This is a genomic window from Bacillus sp. 123MFChir2, from assembly GCF_000383235.1.
Taxonomy (GTDB): domain Bacteria; phylum Bacillota; class Bacilli; order Bacillales; family Bacillaceae_G; genus Bacillus_A.
The window spans coordinates 25,551-47,812 of record NZ_KB910958.1 but is presented as its reverse complement, the minus strand read 5'-3'; the positions used below and the strand labels follow the sequence as shown (position 1 = coordinate 47,812).

General features: G+C 37.1%; 24 protein-coding genes. All 24 read right to left on the bottom strand.

Going from position 1 to position 22,262, the window contains the following annotated elements; genetic code table 11:
• Positions 1-266: 266 nt before the first annotated feature.
• Positions 267-1,388, bottom strand: coding sequence for a Nif3-like dinuclear metal center hexameric protein (locus H280_RS0116585; protein ID WP_020062262.1), 1,122 nt, complete (start codon positions 1,386-1,388; stop codon positions 267-269).
• The gene (locus tag H280_RS0116580) at positions 1,385-2,092 is read right to left on the bottom strand and encodes a tRNA (adenine(22)-N(1))-methyltransferase (RefSeq protein ID WP_020062261.1); all 708 of its coding nucleotides are present in this window, start codon (positions 2,090-2,092) and stop codon (positions 1,385-1,387) included. Before H280_RS0116580 ends, H280_RS0116585 begins: the two co-directional genes overlap by 4 nt.
• Before the next feature lie 362 nt (positions 2,093-2,454).
• The gene (gene cccA, locus H280_RS0116575; protein ID WP_020062260.1) at positions 2,455-2,814 is read right to left on the bottom strand and encodes a cytochrome c550; all 360 of its coding nucleotides are present in this window, start codon (positions 2,812-2,814) and stop codon (positions 2,455-2,457) included.
• A 387-nt stretch (positions 2,815-3,201) separates the two neighbouring features.
• Positions 3,202-4,323: an RNA polymerase sigma factor RpoD gene (gene rpoD, locus H280_RS0116570; protein WP_020062259.1), complete on the bottom strand. Its 1,122-nt coding sequence runs from the start codon at positions 4,321-4,323 to the stop codon at positions 3,202-3,204.
• Positions 4,324-4,382: 59 nt separating this feature from the next.
• Positions 4,383-6,179, bottom strand: a complete 1,797-nt coding sequence (gene dnaG / locus H280_RS0116565) for a DNA primase (RefSeq protein WP_020062258.1) — start codon at positions 6,177-6,179, stop codon at positions 4,383-4,385.
• A gap of 38 nt (positions 6,180-6,217) precedes the next feature.
• Positions 6,218-6,676 (bottom strand): YaiI/YqxD family protein, encoded by a 459-nt coding sequence (locus H280_RS0116560; RefSeq protein WP_020062257.1) that lies wholly within the window; start codon positions 6,674-6,676, stop codon positions 6,218-6,220.
• A gap of 254 nt (positions 6,677-6,930) precedes the next feature.
• Positions 6,931-7,743 (bottom strand): pyruvate, water dikinase regulatory protein, encoded by an 813-nt coding sequence (locus tag H280_RS0116555; protein ID WP_020062256.1) that lies wholly within the window; start codon positions 7,741-7,743, stop codon positions 6,931-6,933.
• 29 nt (positions 7,744-7,772) lie between these two features.
• Positions 7,773-8,405, bottom strand: coding sequence for a helix-turn-helix transcriptional regulator (locus H280_RS0116550; RefSeq protein ID WP_028411275.1), 633 nt, complete (start codon positions 8,403-8,405; stop codon positions 7,773-7,775).
• A 105-nt stretch (positions 8,406-8,510) separates the two neighbouring features.
• Positions 8,511-9,257: a DNA repair protein RecO gene (gene recO / locus H280_RS0116545; protein WP_020062254.1), complete on the bottom strand. Its 747-nt coding sequence runs from the start codon at positions 9,255-9,257 to the stop codon at positions 8,511-8,513.
• 33 nt (positions 9,258-9,290) lie between these two features.
• Positions 9,291-9,434 (bottom strand): YqzL family protein, encoded by a 144-nt coding sequence (locus tag H280_RS25245; protein WP_020062253.1) that lies wholly within the window; start codon positions 9,432-9,434, stop codon positions 9,291-9,293.
• A gap of 151 nt (positions 9,435-9,585) precedes the next feature.
• Positions 9,586-10,494, bottom strand: coding sequence for a GTPase Era (gene era, locus H280_RS0116535; RefSeq protein ID WP_020062252.1), 909 nt, complete (start codon positions 10,492-10,494; stop codon positions 9,586-9,588).
• Positions 10,487-10,885, bottom strand: a complete 399-nt coding sequence (locus H280_RS0116530) for a cytidine deaminase (protein WP_020062251.1) — start codon at positions 10,883-10,885, stop codon at positions 10,487-10,489. The genes era and H280_RS0116530 overlap by 8 nt, the downstream gene beginning before the upstream one ends.
• A gap of 55 nt (positions 10,886-10,940) precedes the next feature.
• A complete protein-coding gene (locus H280_RS0116525) occupies positions 10,941-11,294 on the bottom strand; it encodes a diacylglycerol kinase family protein (protein WP_020062250.1) in 354 nt (117 codons plus the stop codon).
• Positions 11,291-11,761 carry an rRNA maturation RNase YbeY gene (ybeY, locus tag H280_RS0116520; protein ID WP_020062249.1) on the bottom strand — a complete coding sequence of 157 codons (471 nt, stop codon included), beginning with the start codon at positions 11,759-11,761 and terminating at the stop codon, positions 11,291-11,293. The genes H280_RS0116525 and ybeY overlap by 4 nt, the downstream gene beginning before the upstream one ends.
• On the bottom strand, positions 11,762-13,909 hold the full coding sequence (locus tag H280_RS0116515) for an HD family phosphohydrolase (RefSeq protein WP_020062248.1): 2,148 nt from the start codon (positions 13,907-13,909) through the stop codon (positions 11,762-11,764).
• Between the two features lie 380 nt (positions 13,910-14,289).
• Complete coding sequence (locus tag H280_RS0116510) at positions 14,290-15,249, bottom strand: PhoH family protein (protein ID WP_020062247.1); 960 nt, start codon at positions 15,247-15,249, stop codon at positions 14,290-14,292.
• Between the two features lie 7 nt (positions 15,250-15,256).
• Positions 15,257-16,456: a sporulation protein YqfD gene (yqfD, locus tag H280_RS0116505; RefSeq protein WP_020062246.1), complete on the bottom strand. Its 1,200-nt coding sequence runs from the start codon at positions 16,454-16,456 to the stop codon at positions 15,257-15,259.
• Between the two features lie 168 nt (positions 16,457-16,624).
• Positions 16,625-16,918, bottom strand: coding sequence for a sporulation protein YqfC (gene yqfC / locus H280_RS0116500; protein WP_020062245.1), 294 nt, complete (start codon positions 16,916-16,918; stop codon positions 16,625-16,627).
• A 105-nt stretch (positions 16,919-17,023) separates the two neighbouring features.
• Complete coding sequence (locus H280_RS0116495) at positions 17,024-17,467, bottom strand: GatB/YqeY domain-containing protein (protein WP_020062244.1); 444 nt, start codon at positions 17,465-17,467, stop codon at positions 17,024-17,026.
• 15 nt (positions 17,468-17,482) lie between these two features.
• Complete coding sequence (rpsU, locus tag H280_RS0116490; protein ID WP_020062243.1) at positions 17,483-17,656, bottom strand: 30S ribosomal protein S21; 174 nt, start codon at positions 17,654-17,656, stop codon at positions 17,483-17,485.
• 553 nt (positions 17,657-18,209) lie between these two features.
• On the bottom strand, positions 18,210-18,875 hold the full coding sequence (deoC, locus tag H280_RS0116485; RefSeq protein ID WP_020062242.1) for a deoxyribose-phosphate aldolase: 666 nt from the start codon (positions 18,873-18,875) through the stop codon (positions 18,210-18,212).
• A gap of 165 nt (positions 18,876-19,040) precedes the next feature.
• On the bottom strand, positions 19,041-20,393 hold the full coding sequence (gene mtaB / locus H280_RS0116480) for a tRNA (N(6)-L-threonylcarbamoyladenosine(37)-C(2))-methylthiotransferase MtaB (protein WP_020062241.1): 1,353 nt from the start codon (positions 20,391-20,393) through the stop codon (positions 19,041-19,043).
• Between the two features lie 6 nt (positions 20,394-20,399).
• On the bottom strand, positions 20,400-21,149 hold the full coding sequence (locus H280_RS0116475; protein WP_020062240.1) for a 16S rRNA (uracil(1498)-N(3))-methyltransferase: 750 nt from the start codon (positions 21,147-21,149) through the stop codon (positions 20,400-20,402).
• A gap of 174 nt (positions 21,150-21,323) precedes the next feature.
• On the bottom strand, positions 21,324-22,262 hold the full coding sequence (gene prmA, locus H280_RS0116470; RefSeq protein ID WP_020062239.1) for a 50S ribosomal protein L11 methyltransferase: 939 nt from the start codon (positions 22,260-22,262) through the stop codon (positions 21,324-21,326).

The window sequence follows — 22,262 nt, the reverse complement described above, 5'->3', positions numbered from 1 at the left end:
TATCGATACGCTCGGTTCCGAGGGATGAAGTCTGTCCAAATACAGGCATATCTCACCGCAGCCTGCCAAAACATGAAAAAAATAGCCCTTCATCTGACCAGAAAGGGTCAGTTGAAGGGCTGTTTTTCTTATTTTTTATTGTTTCGTACAATTTTTTTATACATAGTTACAATAAAGGTCATCAGAGGTTGGGAAACCCAAAGGGTTTCCCAACACTCTGACAAAATCCGTTATCTCATAAGATAACGGATTTTGTTTTTTTCATTCTATACAAATGTAAATGGATCTGTATGTAATTCTGAAGCATGTATACACGCAGTAAATTTTTTCTCATCCACTTTTTCTTGTAATTGTTTTTGTACACCTTTTTTCATTACCTTTTCCACGTTATGTCCTGGGTCTACAATATTTAATCCGAGCATCATCGCATCATGCGCAACGTGATAATACATATCCCCCGTTACATATACGTCTGCCCCTTTAAACTTTGCTTGCTTTATATACTTATTTCCGTCTCCGCCAAGTACCGCTACTTTTTTCACTGTTTGCTGTAAGTTACCAACAACACGAGCTCCCTTTACATCAAGAGATTGTTTCACATGTTCCGCAAATTGTTGCAATGTCATTTCTTGCGGCAAATATCCAATTTTTCCAAGTCCCAACGTTTCACCTTTGTTTTCTAACGGATAAATATCGTATGCTACTTCTTCATACGGATGCGCTCCAAGCATTGCCTTCATGATTTTACGTTGCAACGACGCCGGAATAATCGTTTCAATACGAACTTCTTCTACCTGTTCTAAACGCCCTGTCTCTCCGATATACGGATTCGTTCCTTCTTGTGGTAAAAACGTACCCTTGCCTTCACTATAAAACGCACAGTGACTATAATTTCCGATATATCCTGCTCCTGCATCGCCGATTGCTTGACGTACTGTTTCTGCATGCGAAGAAGGAACAAAGACAACTAGCTTTTTCATTTCTTCCACATAAGTAGAAGCAAGCACCTCTGTTTCCTGTAATCCTAAAGCATCTGCCAATAAATCGTTCACACCGCCTTTTGCGATATCAACATTTGTATGAGCAGCATAAAGTGCAATATCGTTTTTTATACACATTTCAATAATACGCCCGTACGCTTGCTCTGTATGAATCGCTTTAAGCGGATTAAAAATAAGCGGATGATGGGCAATAATTAAATTTACCCCTTTTTCAATTGCTTCTTGTACAACTTCTTCTGTTACATCAAGTGCAATTAACACATTCTCTACTGGTTTATTTAATGCCCCAATTTGCAATCCAACTTTATCACCTTCGACCGCTAAATGTTTCGGGTACATACTTTCAAACAAAGAAATAATTTCGTATCCATTAGGCGTTTTACTCATGATAAAACCTCCTCAATCATACGGATCTTCTCAAGTACTTCTGCACGCTTTTCTTTTGTCTCTGCTGTTTCTGTTGCACGTTCTAATTGCTTACAAATATTTTCAAAGTTTTTTCGTTCACTTTCCCATTTTTCTACAAACACTTCATTTTTCTCTTTCATTAAAAATGGTCCCATGAATAAAGCTTCTTCTTTTTTCTCATTGTAGGGTGCTAGAACATTGCCCTGTTCTCCTACTAAAATTTCGTAAATTTTCCCGTCTTCTTTTACGATTTTTTCTTTTATTAATTCCCAACCATTCTCAATAAACCACTCACGAATATGATGTGCGGCGATGTTTGGTTGTAAAATTAAACGGGTTACACCTTTCAGCTTCTCTTTTCCATTTTCTAAAATATCACGAATTAACGCACCACCCATACCTGCAATTGTAATGACATCTACTTCGCCTGGCGCGATGACTTCTAAACCATTCCCTTTACGCACACTTACTTTATCTTGCAAACCGCATTCTGCTACTGTAGCTCGTGCAGAACGAAATGGCCCTTCTACAACCTCTCCTGCTACTGCCTGCACAGCAATATGATGTAAAATTGTATAGCAAGGTAAATAAGCATGATCCGAGCCAATATCTGCAACAGTGGAACCTGCTGGAATTTCAAGTACCACTTCTTCTAATCGTTTTGAAAGCTTTACTTCATTCATTTATTTCAATTGCTCCTTCTCTTTCAGTCTGTCTCCATGATAAAGAATTTATAGTTGTGATTGCAAGTAGATAAATCATTTTACTAAGCTTATAAGTCATTTTTATATATCCAAGTTAAAAAATTGACATAAAACCCTTTTCTTTTTAAGTGGGCGAGAGCGTCTGGCCATGCATAGAAGCGGTCAGGTCCTTTTTCTGCCACATGCGATATTCAAACATAGAGGAAAAAAGTAGCAGGGTGCTTTTTTCTTGGCATAGCGGTGACTTGTATGTTGGAAAGTCAACTTGGATTTATATATTTTTAAATGCAATATAAAAAAGCTCTTTACTTAGGCGTAAAGAGCTACTATGTAATCCACTATTATTTTTTCTTTGATAACCAATCCGCCACTTTAGATGCTTGATCCGCTGGAATAATACCTGGTGGCATATTTCCTTTTCCTTTTACAATCACTTCTTGGATTTGATCTTTCGAAAGCTTACCGCCAACTTTTTGTAAATTAGGACCAACAGCCCCCTGTAATTGATCACCATGACAACTTGTACAACTTTGTTTTACAATCTCTTCTGGTTTTGCTGCTGTTTGTGTCGTTTTCCCCCCGTTTTTCTTCGCGTCAGCTAGTTCCTTTGATTTATGCATGCCTTGAAATGAAGATACAAACATAATAATAATTCCCAATACAGCAATAAGAGCAAATGGAATTAACGGATTACGCTTCATTTTTTCTTTTTCCCCCCTCTATATCCCCTAATAGTTTGATGATTCAGTCATTTCTATTGTACTTGAAAACAACCTACCAGAAAAGACCAAACTACAATAAGTCAAAAATATTCCGTATATTCAATTAATTATCCCACTACAAATTCACATAGTTTTTTTGCTAAATATCCTCTTTTCTCATCATAAACAGTTACATTTTCTACATATTTTTGTTAAAAATACACGAAATTAATCGAAAAATCGAAAAATGACTATTTGCAAATCAAAAGACAATTCTGTAAAATAAATTACAAGAATTGTAATTGCTGCTGCTAAATAAATTTTAACAAAAATTAACAAAAGAAAAAAGTTTACTTCACATTAATGAAGTAAACTTTACACAAAGCCCTATTCTAAGAAATCTTTCAAACGTTTGCTACGGCTTGGGTGTCTTAATTTACGAAGCGCTTTTGCTTCAATTTGACGAATACGCTCTCTCGTAACGCCGAATACTTTTCCAACTTCTTCAAGCGTACGAGTTCGTCCATCGTCTAAACCAAAGCGAAGACGAAGAACATTTTCTTCACGATCTGTCAATGTATCTAATACATCTTCTAATTGTTCTTTTAATAATTCATATGCTGCATGATCTGCAGGAGATGTTGCTTCTTGGTCTTCAATAAAATCGCCTAAATGAGAGTCATCTTCTTCACCAATTGGTGTTTCAAGAGATACTGGCTCTTGAGCAATCTTTAAGATTTCGCGTACTTTTTCAGGAGCAAGATCCATTTCTTCGCCAATCTCTTCTGGAGATGGCTCACGACCTAAATCTTGTAATAATTGACGTTGAACACGAATCAACTTATTAATTGTTTCAACCATATGAACTGGTATACGAATTGTTCTTGCTTGGTCCGCAATTGCACGTGTAATTGCTTGACGAATCCACCACGTTGCATACGTACTAAATTTATACCCTTTGCGGTAATCAAACTTTTCAACAGCTTTAATTAGACCCATATTCCCTTCTTGAATTAAGTCTAAGAAAAGCATACCGCGGCCAACATAACGTTTTGCAATACTTACAACTAGACGTAAGTTTGCTTCTGCAAGGCGGCGCTTCGCTTCTTCATCGCCTTCTTCAATACGTTTTGCAAGAGCAATTTCTTCTTCAGCAGATAGTAAGTCAACACGACCGATTTCTTTTAAGTACATACGGACAGGATCATTAATTTTCACACCTGGCGGTACACTTAAATCATTTAAGTCAAACTCTTCTTCAGCTTTGGCTAATTGACGAGTATTTGGATCTTCATCGCTGTCGCCAACTAAATCGATTCCTTGTTCACCTAAATATTCATAATATTCATCCATTTGATCGGATTCAATATCAAATCCGCTCATGCGTTCTGCAATCTCTTCATATGTAAGAACGCCACGTTTTTTTCCGAGCTCTGTGAGTTGCTCTTTCACTTGCTCAAGTGTCATATCAGTTTCAATTTGTTTAGAACGAGCTGGTTTATCAGCCATTTGTTCCCCTCCTTACGCGAGATACAAACAATGATTATAGTAAGTTTTTATACAAAAAGCTATTTTCTTGCTTTTCGTTTTTGCAAATATTCTTGGAAAAATCGTGCTGCTGCTAAATGATCTTCTTTTTCCATTTGCTTCAGCGTAAAAATATTTTCCATTTTCTTTAACTTTTGCTTCTGCCGACGCAGCGCGTCTACATTGCCATGAAGCAATTCTTCCGAGAACTCAGGATTAATCATTTCATCTGTTGAAATATTAGTTACAATATTTTTCAGCTTTTCATCAGAAAGCCAACTTAGAAAGTTTGCGACTGACGGTTCATTTCCCTTTTCATAATATGCGTATAGCTCATATAAAATCCCTTTATGTTCTTCTGTATGAAAATCTTCTATATGAGGTTCGATACGAAAAGCGATATCTTCACTCTGCAACATGTGATAAATAAGCTCTCTTTCAGCTCTTTCAAAACCAGAAAATTTCGGTTTCACATGAACAATTTGAGAAGGCTGTGCAATCGGCTTTGCCTGTTTTTGCTGTACCTTTTGTTCTTTGCGATATTGGTGCAATTGCCCCAACAGTGTTTCCATTGAGTAAGCAAATTCCTGTGACAATGCCTTCAAATACGATTCCGCTCGCATTGCATCTTGCAATGACGCTAACTCTTTTAAAACACTTTTCACATAAGCTTCTTTTCCAGACTCATCTTGCAAATTTTTCCCTAAACGAAGATAATTTATTTTAAATCCAACAAAACTTATACTCGCTTGTACAAGTTTTTGAAACGCTGTTGTTCCATAACGCTGTACATACTCGTCAGGGTCTAATTTATCTGGCATAGAGACAACTTTCACTTCACAACCGGTTTGCAATAACAATTGTCCTGCTTTCATTGTTGCTTCTTGTCCTGCTTTATCACCATCATAGCAAAGAACAACAGTTTCAACATTACGCCGCAAAAGCTTTGCCTGTTCCTCAGTTAAAGCAGTTCCCATCGTAGCAACCGATTCTTCGATCCCACTTTTCACAGCAGCTAAAACATCCGCATATCCTTCAAAGAGAAGAACTTGTCCTCGTTTTCGAATAAATGACCTTGCTTGATGAAAGTTATATACCAGCTTGCTTTTATGAAAAATAGGTGTCTCTGGACTATTTAAATACTTAGGCGTATCATCCCCTAATGCCCGTCCACTAAAAGCAGCTACTTTCCCTTGCAGTGTATGAATTGGAAACATAACTCGTCCACGAAAACGATCATGATAACTGCCATCCTTCTCACTACGAACAAGTAATCCAGCTTGCTCCATAACAGCAGTTGAAAAACCTCGTTTTTGTAAGATTTTTGCCGCTGCATCCCAAGAAGGAGTGGCGTATCCAATTTCAAACTTTACAATCATTTCTTTTGTAATACCTCGCTCTAGTAAATACGCAAGTGGCTGTTTTCCTTCTTCTGTATTTACTAAGAGATGATGATAATATTTTTTCAAAAGCTCGTGGGCTTGCAACATAATCGTGCTATCATCAGATATATTTTGTGTTTGCTCTAGTTCTGATGTAAAGTTAGCAACAGGAATACCATTTCGCTCACCTAATTTTTGCGCAGCTTCCGCAAAAGACAGTCCGTCTATTTTCATTAAGAAAGAAAAAACATTTCCGCCTTCTCCACATCCGAAGCAATGAAAAATTTGCTTATCAGCAGAAACAGAAAACGACGGTGAGTTTTCGCCATGGAAAGGACAAAGCCCAAAATAATTTCGACCTTGTTTTTTTAGCTGTACATATTCACCAATCACTTCAACAATATCAGATGATGTACGAATTTGTTCTACAACTTCTTCGGGAATTCTGTTCCCCATAACTCCATCTCCGTGTCGTAATTTGTATTCGATACAAATTACAAGATTCCTTTATAATTCGACAATATTTTTTCTAAATTTGCCAAAAAACATTGTCGATCACGTTTAGAAAAGGCTTTTGGCCCTTTTGTAAAGGTTCCTTGTCTGCGTAACTTCGCAGATACGTATCGACTATATAAAATTGTATCCATATGCTCATCGGTCACAATTGTGCCGCGCGGAGATAATACATATACTCCTTTTTTGACAAGAAGGCCAGCAAGTCCCATATCCTGTGTGATAACGAGATTCCCTGCTTCTGCACGCTGATAGATATAAAAATCCACCTCGTCTTGCGCAGAATCTACATATATCCAATTTCCCTTCTGACTTCTTGACTGATGGGCGTAGGATGCGATAAACCAAATATCGACATGAAATTTTGCACCGACGCGCATAATTTCTTCCTTCACTGGACATGCATCTGCATCAACATAAATCCGAGTGATGTTTTGCATATTTCTCTATTCTACATCCCTTCTGTGAATCCTTCCATAATGTGCGTTTTCTTGTTCAGATTTTTGTCGATTTTACGTAAAAGCATATCCTTTACAAAACCTATCACTAGTTTATTCTGAAAAATTGAAGTCTAAACGTAAAATGAATGTTTTTATCACAATTTTTTATTATAATACATTTTTCTAAACTTAGCTACATGTCCTTTTAATTTTTATAGTGAGTGAAAAAAGCACATTCACCTTTGGTAAATGTGCTAAAACATTTTTTGGTTTTGCACTGCATTCACAATAATATTTGCCGTTTCTTCAATCGCCTTATTCGATACATCGATAACCGGGCAACCTATTCGACTTACAATCCGTTCAAAATGTTTAATCTCTTCTTTAATACGTTCAATGTTTGCATAATTTGCTCCATCACTTAATCCAAGAGATTTTAAACGTTCTTTGCGAATATGATTTAATTTATCAGGCGTTATTTTTAACCCAAAACATTTTTCTTTCGGCACATGGTATAATTCTTCTGGGGGATCCACTTCCGGTACGAGCGGAACGTTAGCAACCTTTAATCGCTTATTATGTGCTAAATATTGCGAAAGCGGTGTTTTCGATGTACGAGAAATTCCAATTAATACAATATCTGCTTTTAAAAGACCTCTTGAATCTCTACCATCGTCATATTTCACAGCAAATTCAATTGCCTCAATTTTTTTGAAATACTCTTCATCCAGCTTTCGCACAACCCCTGGCTCATATCTTGGAGTTTGTTTTGTTATATCTTCAATTTGATCGATAAGAGGACCGATAATATCATAAACTTCTACGCCTTCTTTTTCTGCTTCTTCTCGTAAATATTTTCTCATATCAGGTTTTACTAATGTAAAACAAATAAGAGCATTATTACTTTTGGCAATAGAAATAACTTCTTTTAACGTCCCTGTATCTTCTACATACGGCACACGTCTAAGATCCGGCGCAAATGGAAATTGTCCCATAGCCGCTCGAACAACTAAATCAGCTGTTTCTCCAACCGAATCAGATACGACATACACGATTTTACTATTCATTGCATTACCTCACTTTAAACGAATTGCCATTACTCATGATTCACAAAATCAACGAATGCACGCGTAATATTTGTTTTTGTAATTCGACCAACAACTTCTAACCCCTGCTCCGTTTCCTTTACAACTGGAACAGAGTCAATCTGCTTTTCTATTAAATCCATTGCAACATCATACAAGCTATCTTCCTTACGACACATCGTAACATTTGGCATTCTTGTCATAATAATATTTACCGGTAATGACGCTAAATCCTGCTTTCCCAAACTTGCTCTTAACAAATCTTTTCGAGAAACAACACCAACTAACAATGTATTTTGATCAACGATAAATAAAGTGCCTACATCTTCTAAAAACATTGTACAAATCGCATCATATACCGAAACATTTTTATCAATCACAACTGGTCTAGATTGATAATCTTGTACGATAATCTTCTTCACCGCTTCTGAAAGCAGTTGTCCACCTGTTTTTCCAGTGTAAAAATACCCAACACGAGGACGCGCTTCTAAATAGCCAGCCATCGTTAAAATAGCCAAATCTGGTCTTAGCGTTGCTCTCGTTAAATTTAATTGCTCAGCAATCGCTTCCCCTGTAATTGGACCGTTGTCTTTTACAATCTGAATGATATGTTCTTGGCGCTTATTCAGTTCTATGATAATCACCACCTTCATTACAAAACGAAAAAAGTTATACTATCTCTTAAATATTATATACTAAATATATCATTCAAAAAAGAAAGTATGTAAAAAGGACCTGAATTCGGTCCTCTATATTTGAAATTTATCAAGTTGATCTAAAAAACGTCTCGATTTCAAATATATCCCACAGTATTCATCATAATACATATTCAATACTGTACGCATTTGTTTTTTTGTTTCTGCTTTCACAGATACACTTCCAAGACGGGCTAAGTCGAAATGATAAAATAACCTAAGCAGCTTGTGAATAGCTTCACTAATTGAAATACGGTACGGATCTTGCTCAGCGTGATATTTACACAGAAAGCCGCCTTCCCTAACGGAGAAGGCGACAAAGTCTGTTGACTGGTGACAAATTGCACATGTATCAAAGTGTGGGTTAAGCCCCAAAACTGGCAGCATCTTCGTTTGATAGATTAGCGCTAAAATTTCCGGGTCAACCCCTTCGCTCATATAATGCAACGTTTGATATAACAGTTCGAATAAATACGGATTATGTTTTTTCTCTTCTGTCGCTTTATCAGTCAACTCAACAATAAATGACGCATAAGCAGTTAAAAATAAATCTTCACGAATTTCTCTCATAGAAGAAATAATCTCACCTTGCTGCAATGTCCCTAAACCAGAACCCATTTGAATAAGAAAATGGCCATGAGTTAATAATTGAGAAATGGATGACAATCTGCTTTTAGGCTTTTTAGCACCTCTCGCCATCGCACTAACTTTCCCTAATTCACGAGAAAATATAGTTACAATTTTGTTTGTTTCTCCATAATCAATCGTTCGAATGACTATTCCCTCAATTTTTTGAAACATGTTCGTCACCATCCAAGGTTCGAACAAAATGGGTTAGGAAATTGGAGAATCTAGCTCTACTTGTATTTCTTCATGCTGTTGCATTTCATCTTCTACATTTTTTTCCATTTCCTTCAAAAGAAGATATGTTTCAATGCTTCCTGTTTTCGAGAAAAATTTCCAGGTAAAATCTAACATAAGAATCCACCTTTCTCAGTGAGCGTTCATGTAATCCAATTTCTTTCTTTGCTATTAAAATGACCCATTTTGTTCATTTTCATGTGAGAAAAATTTTTCTAAATTATACAGCTTTTATCCCGCGATTTGCGAGCAGTAAAAACGTTTCACTTTATAGATATTCATCTTCACGGAAGCCAAGATCACGTAACTGTGACATTTTGTTGCGCCAATCTTTCTGCACTTTTACCCACAGTTCTAAAAATACTCTTGAACCAAGAAGCGACTCCACATCAAGGCGCGCTCTTTTTCCAATTTCTTTTAACATCTTACCTTGTTTTCCAATTACAATTCCTTTTTGCGATGAACGTTCTACAATAATTGTGGCATTAACGTAAATCGCTCCGCCTTCACGTTTTTGAATTGCATCAATAACTACGGCAACAGAATGCGGTACTTCCTCACGTGTTAAATGCAATACTTTTTCACGAATTAATTCCGCAATGATAAAGCGTTCTGGATGATCCGTTACTTGATTTTCTGGATAATACTGAGGACCTTCTGGTAGATACTTTTTAATTGCTCCGATTAACGCATCAATATTATTTCCTTGTAATGCTGAAATCGGCACAATTTCAGCAAAATTATATAACGTACGATATTTATCAATCAGTCCGAGGAGTTCTTCTGGATGGACTTGATCAATTTTATTAATAACTAAAAATACCGGTTGCTTCGTTTCTTGTAATTTTTCGATGATAAACTCTTCACCACGTCCAAAGCCTTCTTCTGCGTTGACCATAAATAAAACAATATCCACTTCTTTTATGGTCGTTTGCGCCATTTTAACCATAAAATCGCCAAGCTTATGCTTTGGTTTATGTATACCTGGTGTATCAATAAATACGACTTGCGCATCATTTTCTGTGTACACACCTTGAATTTTATTACGTGTTGTTTGTGGTTTATCACTCATAATCGCAATTTTTTGACCGATAATTCGATTTAAAAATGTTGATTTCCCAACGTTTGGTCTCCCGATAATAGAGACAAAACCTGATTTAAAACCTTCTCTATTCATGTAAATCCTCCGCTAAAAATGCTCCTGGCAACAATTCTCCTACTGTTGTTTCTTGTATGTCACCTTGTAAATTTGTCAAATATACTTTTGTATTTGACTTACACAATTCTACCATAACTTGACGACACGCTCCACATGGAGGTACCGGACGTTTTGTATCTGCTACAACTGCGATTGCAGCAAATTCTTTGCTTCCTTCAGAAATCGCTTTAAATAGCGCTGTTCTTTCTGCACAGTTACATAAACCATACGATGCATTCTCAACATTACAACCACGGTATACTTTCCCGTCTGTCGTTAAAAGGGCGGCACCTACTTGAAATTTGGAATATGGTACATATGCTTGTTTACGCGCTTCAATTGCTTCTTGAATTAATTCATTGCTGTTCATCGCTTCTCTTCCTTCCCATTCACGATATGAAAAGATAATAATCTTCGGAATGCAACTATATCATATACGATCCAAAGATAATAGCACCAATTACAACAGCAACAATCGCGAAAAATAATACCGCACCTGCCGCTGCATCTTTTGCTATTTTAGCAAGGGGCTTCACATCCATCGTTACTAAATCAACGGTTTTCTCCACTGCTGTATTCACAAGTTCTAGCGCAAATACAACACCAATAGTCAAAATCAAAATGAGCCATTCTGTTTTTGTCACATGGAAATAAAAGCCGAGAAAACTAACAATACATGCTGCCAAACAATGAATTCGTACATTTCGTTCATAGCGAAGACAAAAGAAAATGCCAGCAAACGCATAGCGAAAACTGTTTATAAGTTTTCCCTTTTTCATCTAGCTAATCCAAATGCATCAAGAATTTCTTTTTGCTTTCCAAACATAACCTTCTCTTCTTCTTCTGTCATGTGATCGTAGCCAAGCAAATGTAGAAAACCGTGCACCGCTAAAAAACCAAGTTCACGATCAAAAGAATGACCATATTCTTCAGCCTGCTCTTTCGCTCTCGGAATAGAAATAATAATATCACCTAACATACGAGGCATTTCTACACCAACAATTTCCATCTCTCCTTCTCCCATATCTTCCATCGCAAAAGAAATTACGTCTGTTGGCTGATCTTTATCACGATACTCACGGTTAATTTCTTGAATGCGTTCATTATTAACAAATGTAATCGAAAGCTCCGCTCCATCCTCTACAGATTCTATCTCGGCAGCTTTTTCAACTAATTGTTGAATCAGCTCAACATACCCTTCTTTTACTTCTTCTGTTTCATCAAAAAAATCAATTATTAATCCCATTTATTTCACCTTTTCTTCTGTTAATTTCGGATACTTAATCCGGGAGTGGAAGATTCCATTTAATGTCTCACATAATGTTTTCCCGACAATTTGCAGTTCTTTAAACGTTAAATTACATTCACTGAATTGGCCATCTTGTAAACGATCTTTTATAATACTGCGAACAAGATTATTAATTTGTTCCGGTGTTGGAGCATTCATCGAACGAACTGCCGCTTCTACACTATCAGCAATCCCAACAATTGCCGATTCTTTAGATGTTGCTTTTGGCCCTGGATAACGAAACATTTCTTCTGTATATTTCTCTTTATCTTCTTGCATCGCTTTATAGTAGAAATATTTTAACAAAGTCGTTCCATGATGCTGGGCCGCAATATCAATAATCTCTTGCGGAATATGATGTTCCTCTAACATTTTCACTCCGTTTGTAACATGAGCGATAATAATATCTCTACTTGTTTCAGGGTCTAACCGATCATGGGGATTCGCTATGCCCATTTGATTTTCTATAAAGAAATGCGGCTGCACTGTTTTTCCAATATCATGATAATATGCTCCTACGCGCGCGAGTACACCATTCGCTCCCACGGCTTCACATGCTGCTTCCGATAAATTAGCAACCATAACACTATGATGATACGTTCCTGGTGCCTCTAACAGAATTTTGCGAAGCAACGGATGGTTGGGGCTTGCTAATTCTATTAGTTTCATGCTTGAAACAAGACCAAGACCACTTTCTAAATACGGCAATATCCCCATTGCTAAAATAGATGAAATAATTCCAGACGCCGCTGCCATTAATAAATGTGTTCCAATCTCAATTATCGAAAAGTTTCCGTTACGCAGTAGCAATAAAGCTGCTAATACAACAACATTTAAAATTGATACAAGTATCCCAACTTGCAGCAGCATTGTACGGCGATGTTTTTGTCGCAAGAAAATACTAACAGAAAGCGAGCTTAGCAATACATAAATTCCGACTGCATAATTAAGTGTACTCGTTACACCTTCATTAAATAAAATACTGCCGCACACCGAAAAAATCACACTTGTTATAAAAACAAAGCGATCACCAATCATCAGTTTGACTAATATAGTTCCCATTGCAACTGGAGCAATATAAGCAATACCGACATATTCTAACTTTTGAAACAAACTAATAATTTTCATTAAAACAACTGTAATAGCAACAATTGTTGTATAAGCTAAAATATATGGCTTATCCTCTCTTCTTGGCTTTAAAAATGCCTCAAATTGCTTATGCATAAAAAATAAAAGAACCCCAATAAAAATCGCTAGTCCCAAATACGGCTGAAATGAATTACTTTGATCTAATAGCCCTACTAACTTTAACTGTTCATACGCTTCTCTTGTAATTGTGTCTCCTTCTTTCACAAGAATTTGACCTTGCAAAATGTATACAGGAGCTACTTGATCGATTGCCATTTGCTTTCTTTCTTTCGTTGCATTCGAATCATAAAAATAATTCGGTACAATCGCATACTGCCCAAGCGCAGTAATTGCTTGTTTCAACTCATTGCTGACAGATATATTTTTCAACTCGTTAGTAATGCGGTCTTTAAACTGATCTACTTCATTCATTTTAATATGAGAGCTCATTAAACTATTAACAGCTGTAACAGTTGATTCCCTCGCTATAATAAGCTGATCTTCTGTGGCACCTAAAAATTGTAATAACACTTGATCAGACAAACTTTTCGTTAATTCCGTTGGTAGCTTCTTTTTTAACTTGTCCAATCTTTCTGAAGCCGACAATTTTTTTGGTCCTTCTGGCGCCGAAGCGATTGCATTTGACTCTGCATCTACCTCTTTGATTGCCTCAAACACTGAGTTCACAACATCAATCCGGTTTTGCTTATATTCACTTCGATATGTATACTGATCCTCAACCTTTTGAGCCGCTTCTCTCTTTTTCTTTTCTGTCGTTACTTTATCTTCAATTTTGATTGGAGAATGAATTGTCTTTTTGGAAATAGACAACATCTTGATATTGAGCTGTTCCGGTTTTACATTATTCATCAGTGCAAAAAATAACACCGCTCCTATTAAAATATAAGAAATCCAGCTCAGTTTTTTCGAATGCTGTAAATTACGAAACCACTTAGCAACTTCTTGAAACCTTGACATGATTACAATACCTTCTCCTCTCCAAATATTAAGTGAAACTTCCTTTTCACATATTTAAGCACAAGGACAAATGCCCTTTCCTTTATTTATGATAATAAAAAATGAAGCATTAGCCAACCTGTTCACAATATCTATATACATGCAAGTTTAATAAACGACATAAAACTACTTTCTTTTAGAGGAGGTCGAGAGCATCTGGCGCTCCTAGAAGCGGTCAGGGCCTTTTTCTGCCACATGCGAGGTTTTAAAACAAAGGGCGCGCGAGTACAGGTCGTGTTACAGTCTGCATAACAGCAACTTATATGTCGAAAGATTAAAATTGATTTATATAGAAGGTTATAATCAACCGGGATAAAAAGAAATGATCCTTACAAGCAGGATCATTCCATTTTATCATATGCTTCAATAATACGCTGTACGAGTGGATGACGAACAACATCCGACTGCTCAAGTTTAATAAACGAAAGACCAGGCACACGATCTAATACATTCGCTGCAATAGAAAGACCAGATTTCACGCCTTTTGGTAAATCAATCTGAGATGGGTCTCCTGTTACAACCATTTTTGAGCCAAATCCAAGACGTGTTAAAAACATTTTAATTTGTGCTCCAGTTGTATTTTGCGCCTCATCTAAAATCACAAATGCGTCATCGAGTGTGCGCCCTCTCATGTACGCTAGCGGAGCAACTTCGATGATGCCGCGTTCCATCATTCTTTGCGTATGTTCTTGCCCAAGTACATCATGAAGAGCATCATAAAGAGGTCGTAAATACGGATCCACTTTTTCTTTCAAATCTCCAGGTAAAAAGCCGAGACTTTCTCCAGCTTCCACAGCAGGTCTTGTTAAAATAATTTTTTTCACATAACCATTTTTTAACGCTCGAACAGCCATTACTACAGCTAAATATGTTTTACCAGTACCCGCCGGTCCCATTCCAAACACAATGTCATTTTTCTTAATGGCATAAATATATTGCCTTTGTCCCATTGTTTTCACACGGATGGACTTACCTTTTGCTGTTTTAAAAATCTCCTCTTCATATAACTCTTCAAAATGAGCCAGTTTCCCTTGACGTCCAAGCTGAATGGCATAGGTTACATCACGTTCAGAAATTGATATACCCTTGCGAATAACAACTAGAAGTTGTTGTAATATCCCCTCAACAAGAGCTACCGCTTCATTTGTTCCGGAAACACGAACAGATTCACCTCTCGTAACAATCGATACCTCAAGTTCGTTCTCAATTATTTTTAAATGTGCATCATTTACTCCAAACAAAGCAATTGCTTCATTATGGTTTTCCAATTGTTGATTCATCTCTACTAATTGTTCAGCCATTAATTACTCAATCTCCTTGAATATCGGATTCAGATATCGGTTGAGCCTCTGCAATATTCTCAATCACTGTATAATGCAGCAATAATTTTAAATTTCCATTCTCAACCTGTTTATACAAAACTTTCTTCCCTATAATCATAGCACGTTCATCCAATTTTTTCTTTAATTCTTTTTGCCCCATTTCCTCCGCCACCGCTATTGCCTGTTTTTCTGTATATTCACGGTTTGCTTCTTCCTCTTCACGTACAATCGCTTTTTCATAAGCAATCGGCAGTGTAAAACCAAGCAATTTCACATCATGTCTTACTATCTCAGTTTTAGACTGCTTATACTTATCATGCTGAAATCCCCATATTTTTATTTTCATGTTTCCAAAAGTAAGATAATGTTCTTTATATGCCCCCCCTGTATAAACTTGAAATTTCGTTTTTAGAGGTACCTCCACTTCAGACTTGTACCAAGTTTCACCAAATACAACACCTTTGGCTGAAACAATCGTAGGACTCTCTTCTTTCCCATACATTCCTGATACAAGAAGTTGTCCTTTTTGCACATAATCATTTTTCATAACGATCGGTTTTCCTATTTCTACAAACATTTTTGTAACAATCGCTTCTTTTTTTGCAACTAAATGTTGCGGCATTTGTTCTTTTTCTTTTTCCGGTTCGTTTTTTTCAACTATTTTAAAATGATACGTCGTTCCTTTCACATCCAAACCAACCCACGTAATGGCGTTAATATTATCAGTCAAATAACGCTGTATATTTTCTACACTTGGCATTTGAAATTGAAGCTTCCCTTTTTTAATACCCATTTTGTCCAATTCTTTCATCAGAATATATTCCGTCTCCGGCTTCGCCCCTGTTATCTCTATTTTCCATACCATATTTGATAAAACAATAACACCTAAGAAAAATAAGAGAAAACCAACAAGAAAACCACTATTTCGAAGTAAGCGCTTATTCCAAAACGGAACTCCGTAACGTCCAATAAAATATAGAGTGCATTCATTTTTACGGTAAATCGGGCGTAATCGTTTCACATCTCGTAGCAATATACAAAATACAAGTGTATCATCTGCAACTTTCTTAACGTCCCAAACTAGGATATCTCTTCGTACACATTCGTTAATAAATCGTTCTGCACCTCTTCCTTGAATCCGCACTTTTACATACCCAATCCATTTTGTGAACCACTTATTTTTCATAGCTCGCCTCCATCAGCTTTCTAAAAAAGGCGCAGCCCCTTAAGAGATCTGCACCACCTCTATGACTTTACTCCGCTCATACAGTCAGTAGTAGGAGGACTAAGAAGTAACTATTCCCTAACCACTTGCCCCTAATTCATTTAACAAAGCCTCTCATGAATAACAGTTTCATTTTCCTTTTTTTTCATCTTCTAAAAACAAGACTTGTTCTATGGTTCCTTCAAGTAAAAGCTCTTCTGGAAGAATTGTCTTAATTACAAAAGAATTTCCTTTTATTAATAATTGTCCTTGTTTTAATAAAAGTCGTACCTCTTTATCACTAAATACCAATAATCCACGATGATTTTCTATATAAATATGTACCTGCCCAACAAGTGTAATTCTCGGCAGATCCATGAATACATCTGCAGGTAGGTCTATCTGCTTCGTAATCCAATTTTTCACTTGCTGCAACTTTCTCATCGAAGACCCCCCTCTCATCCCATATGTATGAAAAAAAAGCTTGTAATATCACGTCCAAATTAAAAAAAAGCATAAAAAAGCGTCTCATTATAATGAGACGCTTTTTTATGCTAATAGTTGTGAAACAAGCCTATTCACTTGTGAGCCATCTGCTTTACCTTTTACTTTCGGCATAACAGCACTCATCACTTTGCCCATATCAGCTTTAGAAGCTGCACCAACTTCAGAAATAACTTGCTGAATTACAGCAGTCAATTCTTCTTCTGTTAATTGCTCTGGCAAATATGTTTCTAAAATCTGAATTTCGCTTTTCAGTTTATCAACAAGGTCTTCACGACCCGCTTTTTCAAATTCAAGGAGGGAGTCTTTATACTGTTTTACTTCACGAGCTAAAACTGTTAGTTCCTCTTCTTCTGTAAGAGAGTGCTGTAGTTTAATTGCTTCATTTTGTAAAGCAGACTTAACCATACGAATAACGGTTAATTTTTGTTTTTCTTTATTCTTCATCGCTTGTTTCATATCATCGTTTAAACGACCGAGAAGACTCATAAATTACACCCTCTCTTAGAATTTACGCTTTCTTGCCGCTTCAGATTTCTTCTTACGTTTTACGCTTGGCTTTTCATAGAACTCGCGTTTTCTTGCTTCAGCAAGCGTACCAGCTTTAGAAGTTGATCTTTTAAAACGGCGAAGTGCATCCTCCAAAGACTCGTTTTTACGAACGACTGTTTTTGACATTCTCTTTCCCTCCCTCCGAAACATCCACTTACATCCTAATTTCAGCATGCAAAAAGAAACACTTTCTCAGCATGTCTTTTACGATTATAATACATTTTATACTTTTAGGTCAACTATCTGATAAAAGAAAAGAAGAGCACTTACTTTTCTTTTTTTCACGGTACATGCAATTTCGATACAAATTTCTATATCAATGCAACATTATTCTACTAAAATATTTACTTCTAATTTTCCATCGTCTAAATACTGCACTGTAAGCTGCTATGCAGAAAAAAGACCTTCACTTACTTTCTCCCTTTGTTTGAGCTGAACATGTGCCTGAAAAAGGAACTGACCGCTTCTACGCATGGCCAGATGCTCTCGTCCACCGAAAAAGAATGGTTTTCTATCTTTTTTGATTTGGACTTATATAAACGACCGGCCCGCTTTTATTTTATCCAGCTACAGCCGCTAGAACAATCGGTCGTTTCACTCTTTCCTACGAGGCAAAAACGCCTCTACGTCAAGAGCTCCAACGCCCTCATGTTCTATACGAGCGGCTTCCGCTTTTATTTTAATAATCAGTTGTTGCTGTTTTTCCGCTTACTAGCGCTACGCCAGAGCTTGTTCCAATGCGCGTTGCACCTGCTTCTATCATTGCATCCATGCCTTTTTCGTCACGAACACCACCTGATGCTTTTACACCGATATTTGGTCCTACTGTTTTTCTCATCAACGCAACATCTTCTACTGTTGCACCGCCTGTTGAAAATCCTGTTGATGTTTTTACGAAATGGACGCCTGCTTTTACAGACAATTCACAAGCACGAACTTTTTCTTCTTCTGTGAGTAAGCATGTTTCAATAATTATTTTTACAAGCGCTTTTCCTTTTGCAGCCTCTACAACCGCGCGAACATCACGCTCTACTAACGCATCGTTTTTATCTTTTAACGCACCAATGTTCATTACCATATCAACCTCTGTTGCACCTTTAGCAATCGCATCTGCTGTTTCAAACGCTTTTGTTTCTGGTGTATTTGCTCCAAGAGGAAAACCAATTACTGTACAAACTTTTACATCCGTTCCTTTTAACAGTTCTGCTGCCGTTTCAACCCATGTTGGATTTACACATACAGAAGCAAAATCATGTTGTTTCGCCTCTTGGCATAACGTCACGATTACCTCTTTTTTTGTATCTGGTTTTAATGCCGTATGATCAATTAATTTTGCATAGTTCATTTAAAAATTGCCCCTTCCTCAACTTATACGTAGTGAATTTTTTGCTCACCGGTTGTCTGACAACCTTAATCGTCAGCATTATAACATAACGTATAGCGTTTTCATATTTTAACTTCTCCAGCAAATAAAAAAGCATACAAACAAAACTGTTTGCATGCTTTTCTGTTACGCGCTTGCTGATTCTTTTGGAGATACATCTTCTAGCACACGAACAAATTGCGCTTCATTGTAAGGATAACCAGCTTTCGTAATTTTCACCTTAATTAATTTACCGATTAATTCTTCAGAACCTTCAAAGACAACTTTCAAGTAATTATCTGTATATCCTACATATAACCCTTCACGATCAGCTTCTTTAAATGGTTCTTCTGGAATAATTTCAAGCACTTCACCTTCAAACTGTGATGCATATTCTTTCGCTAATTGATCTGATAACGCAATTAAGCGGTGTACACGCTCATTCTTCATTTCTTCTTGCACTTGATCATCCATACGTGCTGCTGGTGTTCCTGTACGTTTTGAGTACGGGAATACATGAAGTTCAGAGAAACGGTTATTTTTAATGAAATTGAACGTTTCCATAAATTCTTCTTCTGTTTCACCTGGGAAACCAACGATAACATCAGATGTAATTGCAAGTCCTGGCAGCGCTTCTTTTAAGCGGTCTAAACGCTCTTGGAAAAACTCCATTGTATATTTACGACGCATACGTTTCAATACTGTATTAGATCCAGATTGAAGTGGTATGTGCAAATGACGGACAACAACTTTAGAATCACGCAGTACTTCAATCACTTCATCAGTAATTTGACTTGCTTCTATGGAAGAAATGCGAAGGCGTTTTAATCCTTTCACTTGCGCTTCCATATCTCGAAGTAGTCCTGCTAAGTTATAATCTTTCATATCTTCACCGTATCCACCTGTGTGAATACCTGTTAAGACGATTTCTTTATAGCCAACGTCTACTAATTGCTGCGCTTGGCGAATGACTTCTTTCCCATCACGAGAGCGCATTAAACCACGAGCCCACGGAATAATACAGAACGTACAGAAGTTGTTACATCCTTCTTGAATTTTTAAAGATGCACGCGTACGATCTGTAAAATATGGTACGTCTAACTCTTCGTATACACGTGTTTTCATAATGTTACGTACAGCATTAATCGGCTGACGTTCATTGCGGTATTCTTCAATATAGCCAAGCATTTTCTCACGATCTTGCGTTCCTACTACAATATCTACACCTGGGATTGCCATAATTTCCGCTGGAGATGTTTGTGCATAACACCCCGTTACACAAATTACCGCATCAGGATTTTGACGAACGGCACGACGAATAACTTGACGACTTTTTTTATCCCCTGTATTTGTTACTGTACATGTATTAATTACATACACATCAGCTGTTTTTTCAAATTCAGTTCGTTCATAACCACCTTGTTTAAACAGTTGCCAAATTGCTTCTGTCTCGTAGTGGTTTACCTTACAACCTAACGTATGAAACGCAACAGTTGCCATATATACTCACCCCATTAATTCAAAATGATAAGAAGCGGCACTTAGCGCGTATAAAGGCGCCGTTTCTGTCCGCAATATTCTTGGTCCTAAACTACAAGGTACAAAAGCTTGCTCAGAAAGAGAAGATACTTCCTCTTCTGTCAAACCACCTTCTGGCCCAAATAAAATGAGCACCTTTTGTCCTGGCCTTAATTTTGTTAAAACCTTAGCGAAATTTGATTTTTCACCTTGTTTCGCTTCCTCTTCATACGCAACAAGGCAGCTATCATAATCTTTACTCATCGCGAGAAGCTCTTTAAAAGAAACAGGCGCATACACAGTCGGAATTTCGCTGCGATGAGACTGCTCTGCTGCCTCTTTGACAATTTTATTAAAACGCTCTACTTTTTTTTCAGCTTTTTTCGCATCCCATTTCACAATCGATCGAGATGCTTGGAACGGTAAAAACCCTGCTGCTCCAAGCTCAGTTCCTTTTTGTAAAATCAACTCAAGCTTATCTCCTTTAGGCAATCCGCTTGCAATTGTCACAAACACAGGTAGCTCAGTTGACATCTCTACCCATTCTACAATAGTCGCATTTACAAATTCATTGGTAATTTCAGCAATTGTACAAATTGCCGTCTTTCCACTTGTACAACAATAAATTTGATCACCAGGCGTCATACGCATTACTCTTCCGATGTGATGAACATCATCTCCTACAATACGAATCGCCATTTCATTTACATTTTGTTCTTCTACAAAATAACGTTGCATTCTATCACCTTAGTAAAGTTTAGCTCTTTTCGTAAACGAGTGCTTACGAAAAGAGCCAAACGGTATGATTTGGATGAAACAAACGGTAAGTCCCTCACTACTTTCAGCGAGAGACTTTCCGCTTACATCTCCCGTACAAACGGGTAATAAACACTTGATTAGGAAAACTTTAGTTTATCCTCTACGCGCAATAATTGCTACCCAATCTTCCATCGTTAACACTTCTTCTACTGTAAAACCAGCATTTACTAACGCGGCTGTTACCATTTTTTCTTTTGCAGCAATAATACCAGATGTAATGAACAATCCACCTTGTTTTACAACTTTCGCTGCGTCATCTGGGAATAGTAAAATAATTTCCGCTAGTAAATTTGCGACAATTAAATCAACAGGCCCCTCAATGCCCTCTAGTAAGCTGTTTTGTCCAACAGTTACAACATGTTCTGTATGATTTAATCGGACATTCATTTCCGCACTTTCTACTGCAACCGGATCTAGATCGTATGCTTGAATAGAAGCAGCACCTAATTTAGCCGCCGCAATACTTAATACACCAGAACCCGTTCCAACGTCAATAACAGTATCTCCTGGCTGGACGGTTTTCTCTAAAGCACGGATGCACATCGTTGTTGTGGGATGCGTTCCCGTACCAAATGCCATCCCTGGATCTAATTCAATAATTTTTTCTTCTGGTGAGGAAGGAGTATACTCTTCCCATGTTGGCACAATTGTAAATGTATCAGAAATTTTCACCGGATGGTAATATTTTTTCCAAGCAGTTGCCCAATCCTCTTCATCTACTTCATTAACAGATACAGTTGCTGCTCCAATCTCGATTCCATAAGAAGGTAACAGATCAATGGAAGACTTTACATTTGTAATCGTTTCTTGCAGGGCATCATTCTTTGGAAAATACGCTTTTACAAGCACACCTTCTGCCGGATATTCAGCTGGATTTAATGCATAAATCTCGCCAAATTGCTGTTCACGCTCTTTCGTTAATTCAGCAGGATCTTCAATCGCAACGCCACTTGCACCTGCTTCGTGTAAAATATGCGAGATTGCTTCTACAGCTTCTTCTGTTGTATGAATACTAACTTCTGACCATTTCAC

Excerpts from the sequence above, each read along its gene's own strand:
- H280_RS0116585 (WP_020062262.1), bottom strand. The coding sequence starts at position 1,388 with ATGAGTAAAACGCCTAATGGATACGAAATTATTTCTTTGTTTGAAAGT.
- H280_RS0116580 (WP_020062261.1), bottom strand. The coding sequence starts at position 2,092 with ATGAATGAAGTAAAGCTTTCAAAACGATTAGAAGAAGTGGTACTTGAA.
- cccA (WP_020062260.1), bottom strand. The coding sequence starts at position 2,814 with ATGAAGCGTAATCCGTTAATTCCATTTGCTCTTATTGCTGTATTGGGA.
- rpoD (WP_020062259.1), bottom strand. The coding sequence starts at position 4,323 with ATGGCTGATAAACCAGCTCGTTCTAAACAAATTGAAACTGATATGACA.
- dnaG (WP_020062258.1), bottom strand. The coding sequence starts at position 6,179 with ATGGGGAACAGAATTCCCGAAGAAGTTGTAGAACAAATTCGTACATCA.
- H280_RS0116560 (WP_020062257.1), bottom strand. The coding sequence starts at position 6,676 with ATGCAAAACATCACTCGGATTTATGTTGATGCAGATGCATGTCCAGTG.
- H280_RS0116555 (WP_020062256.1), bottom strand. The coding sequence starts at position 7,743 with ATGAATAGTAAAATCGTGTATGTCGTATCTGATTCGGTTGGAGAAACA.
- recO (WP_020062254.1), bottom strand. The coding sequence starts at position 9,257 with ATGTTTCAAAAAATTGAGGGAATAGTCATTCGAACGATTGATTATGGA.
- H280_RS25245 (WP_020062253.1), bottom strand. The coding sequence starts at position 9,434 with ATGTTAGATTTTACCTGGAAATTTTTCTCGAAAACAGGAAGCATTGAA.
- era (WP_020062252.1), bottom strand. The coding sequence starts at position 10,494 with ATGAATAGAGAAGGTTTTAAATCAGGTTTTGTCTCTATTATCGGGAGA.
- H280_RS0116530 (WP_020062251.1), bottom strand. The coding sequence starts at position 10,885 with ATGAACAGCAATGAATTAATTCAAGAAGCAATTGAAGCGCGTAAACAA.
- H280_RS0116525 (WP_020062250.1), bottom strand. The coding sequence starts at position 11,294 with ATGAAAAAGGGAAAACTTATAAACAGTTTTCGCTATGCGTTTGCTGGC.
- ybeY (WP_020062249.1), bottom strand. The coding sequence starts at position 11,761 with ATGGGATTAATAATTGATTTTTTTGATGAAACAGAAGAAGTAAAAGAA.
- H280_RS0116515 (WP_020062248.1), bottom strand. The coding sequence starts at position 13,909 with ATGTCAAGGTTTCAAGAAGTTGCTAAGTGGTTTCGTAATTTACAGCAT.
- H280_RS0116510 (WP_020062247.1), bottom strand. The coding sequence starts at position 15,249 with ATGGCTGAACAATTAGTAGAGATGAATCAACAATTGGAAAACCATAAT.
- yqfD (WP_020062246.1), bottom strand. The coding sequence starts at position 16,456 with ATGAAAAATAAGTGGTTCACAAAATGGATTGGGTATGTAAAAGTGCGG.
- yqfC (WP_020062245.1), bottom strand. The coding sequence starts at position 16,918 with ATGAGAAAGTTGCAGCAAGTGAAAAATTGGATTACGAAGCAGATAGAC.
- H280_RS0116495 (WP_020062244.1), bottom strand. The coding sequence starts at position 17,467 with ATGAGTCTTCTCGGTCGTTTAAACGATGATATGAAACAAGCGATGAAG.
- rpsU (WP_020062243.1), bottom strand. The coding sequence starts at position 17,656 with ATGTCAAAAACAGTCGTTCGTAAAAACGAGTCTTTGGAGGATGCACTT.
- deoC (WP_020062242.1), bottom strand. The coding sequence starts at position 18,875 with ATGAACTATGCAAAATTAATTGATCATACGGCATTAAAACCAGATACA.
- mtaB (WP_020062241.1), bottom strand. The coding sequence starts at position 20,393 with ATGGCAACTGTTGCGTTTCATACGTTAGGTTGTAAGGTAAACCACTAC.
- H280_RS0116475 (WP_020062240.1), bottom strand. The coding sequence starts at position 21,149 with ATGCAACGTTATTTTGTAGAAGAACAAAATGTAAATGAAATGGCGATT.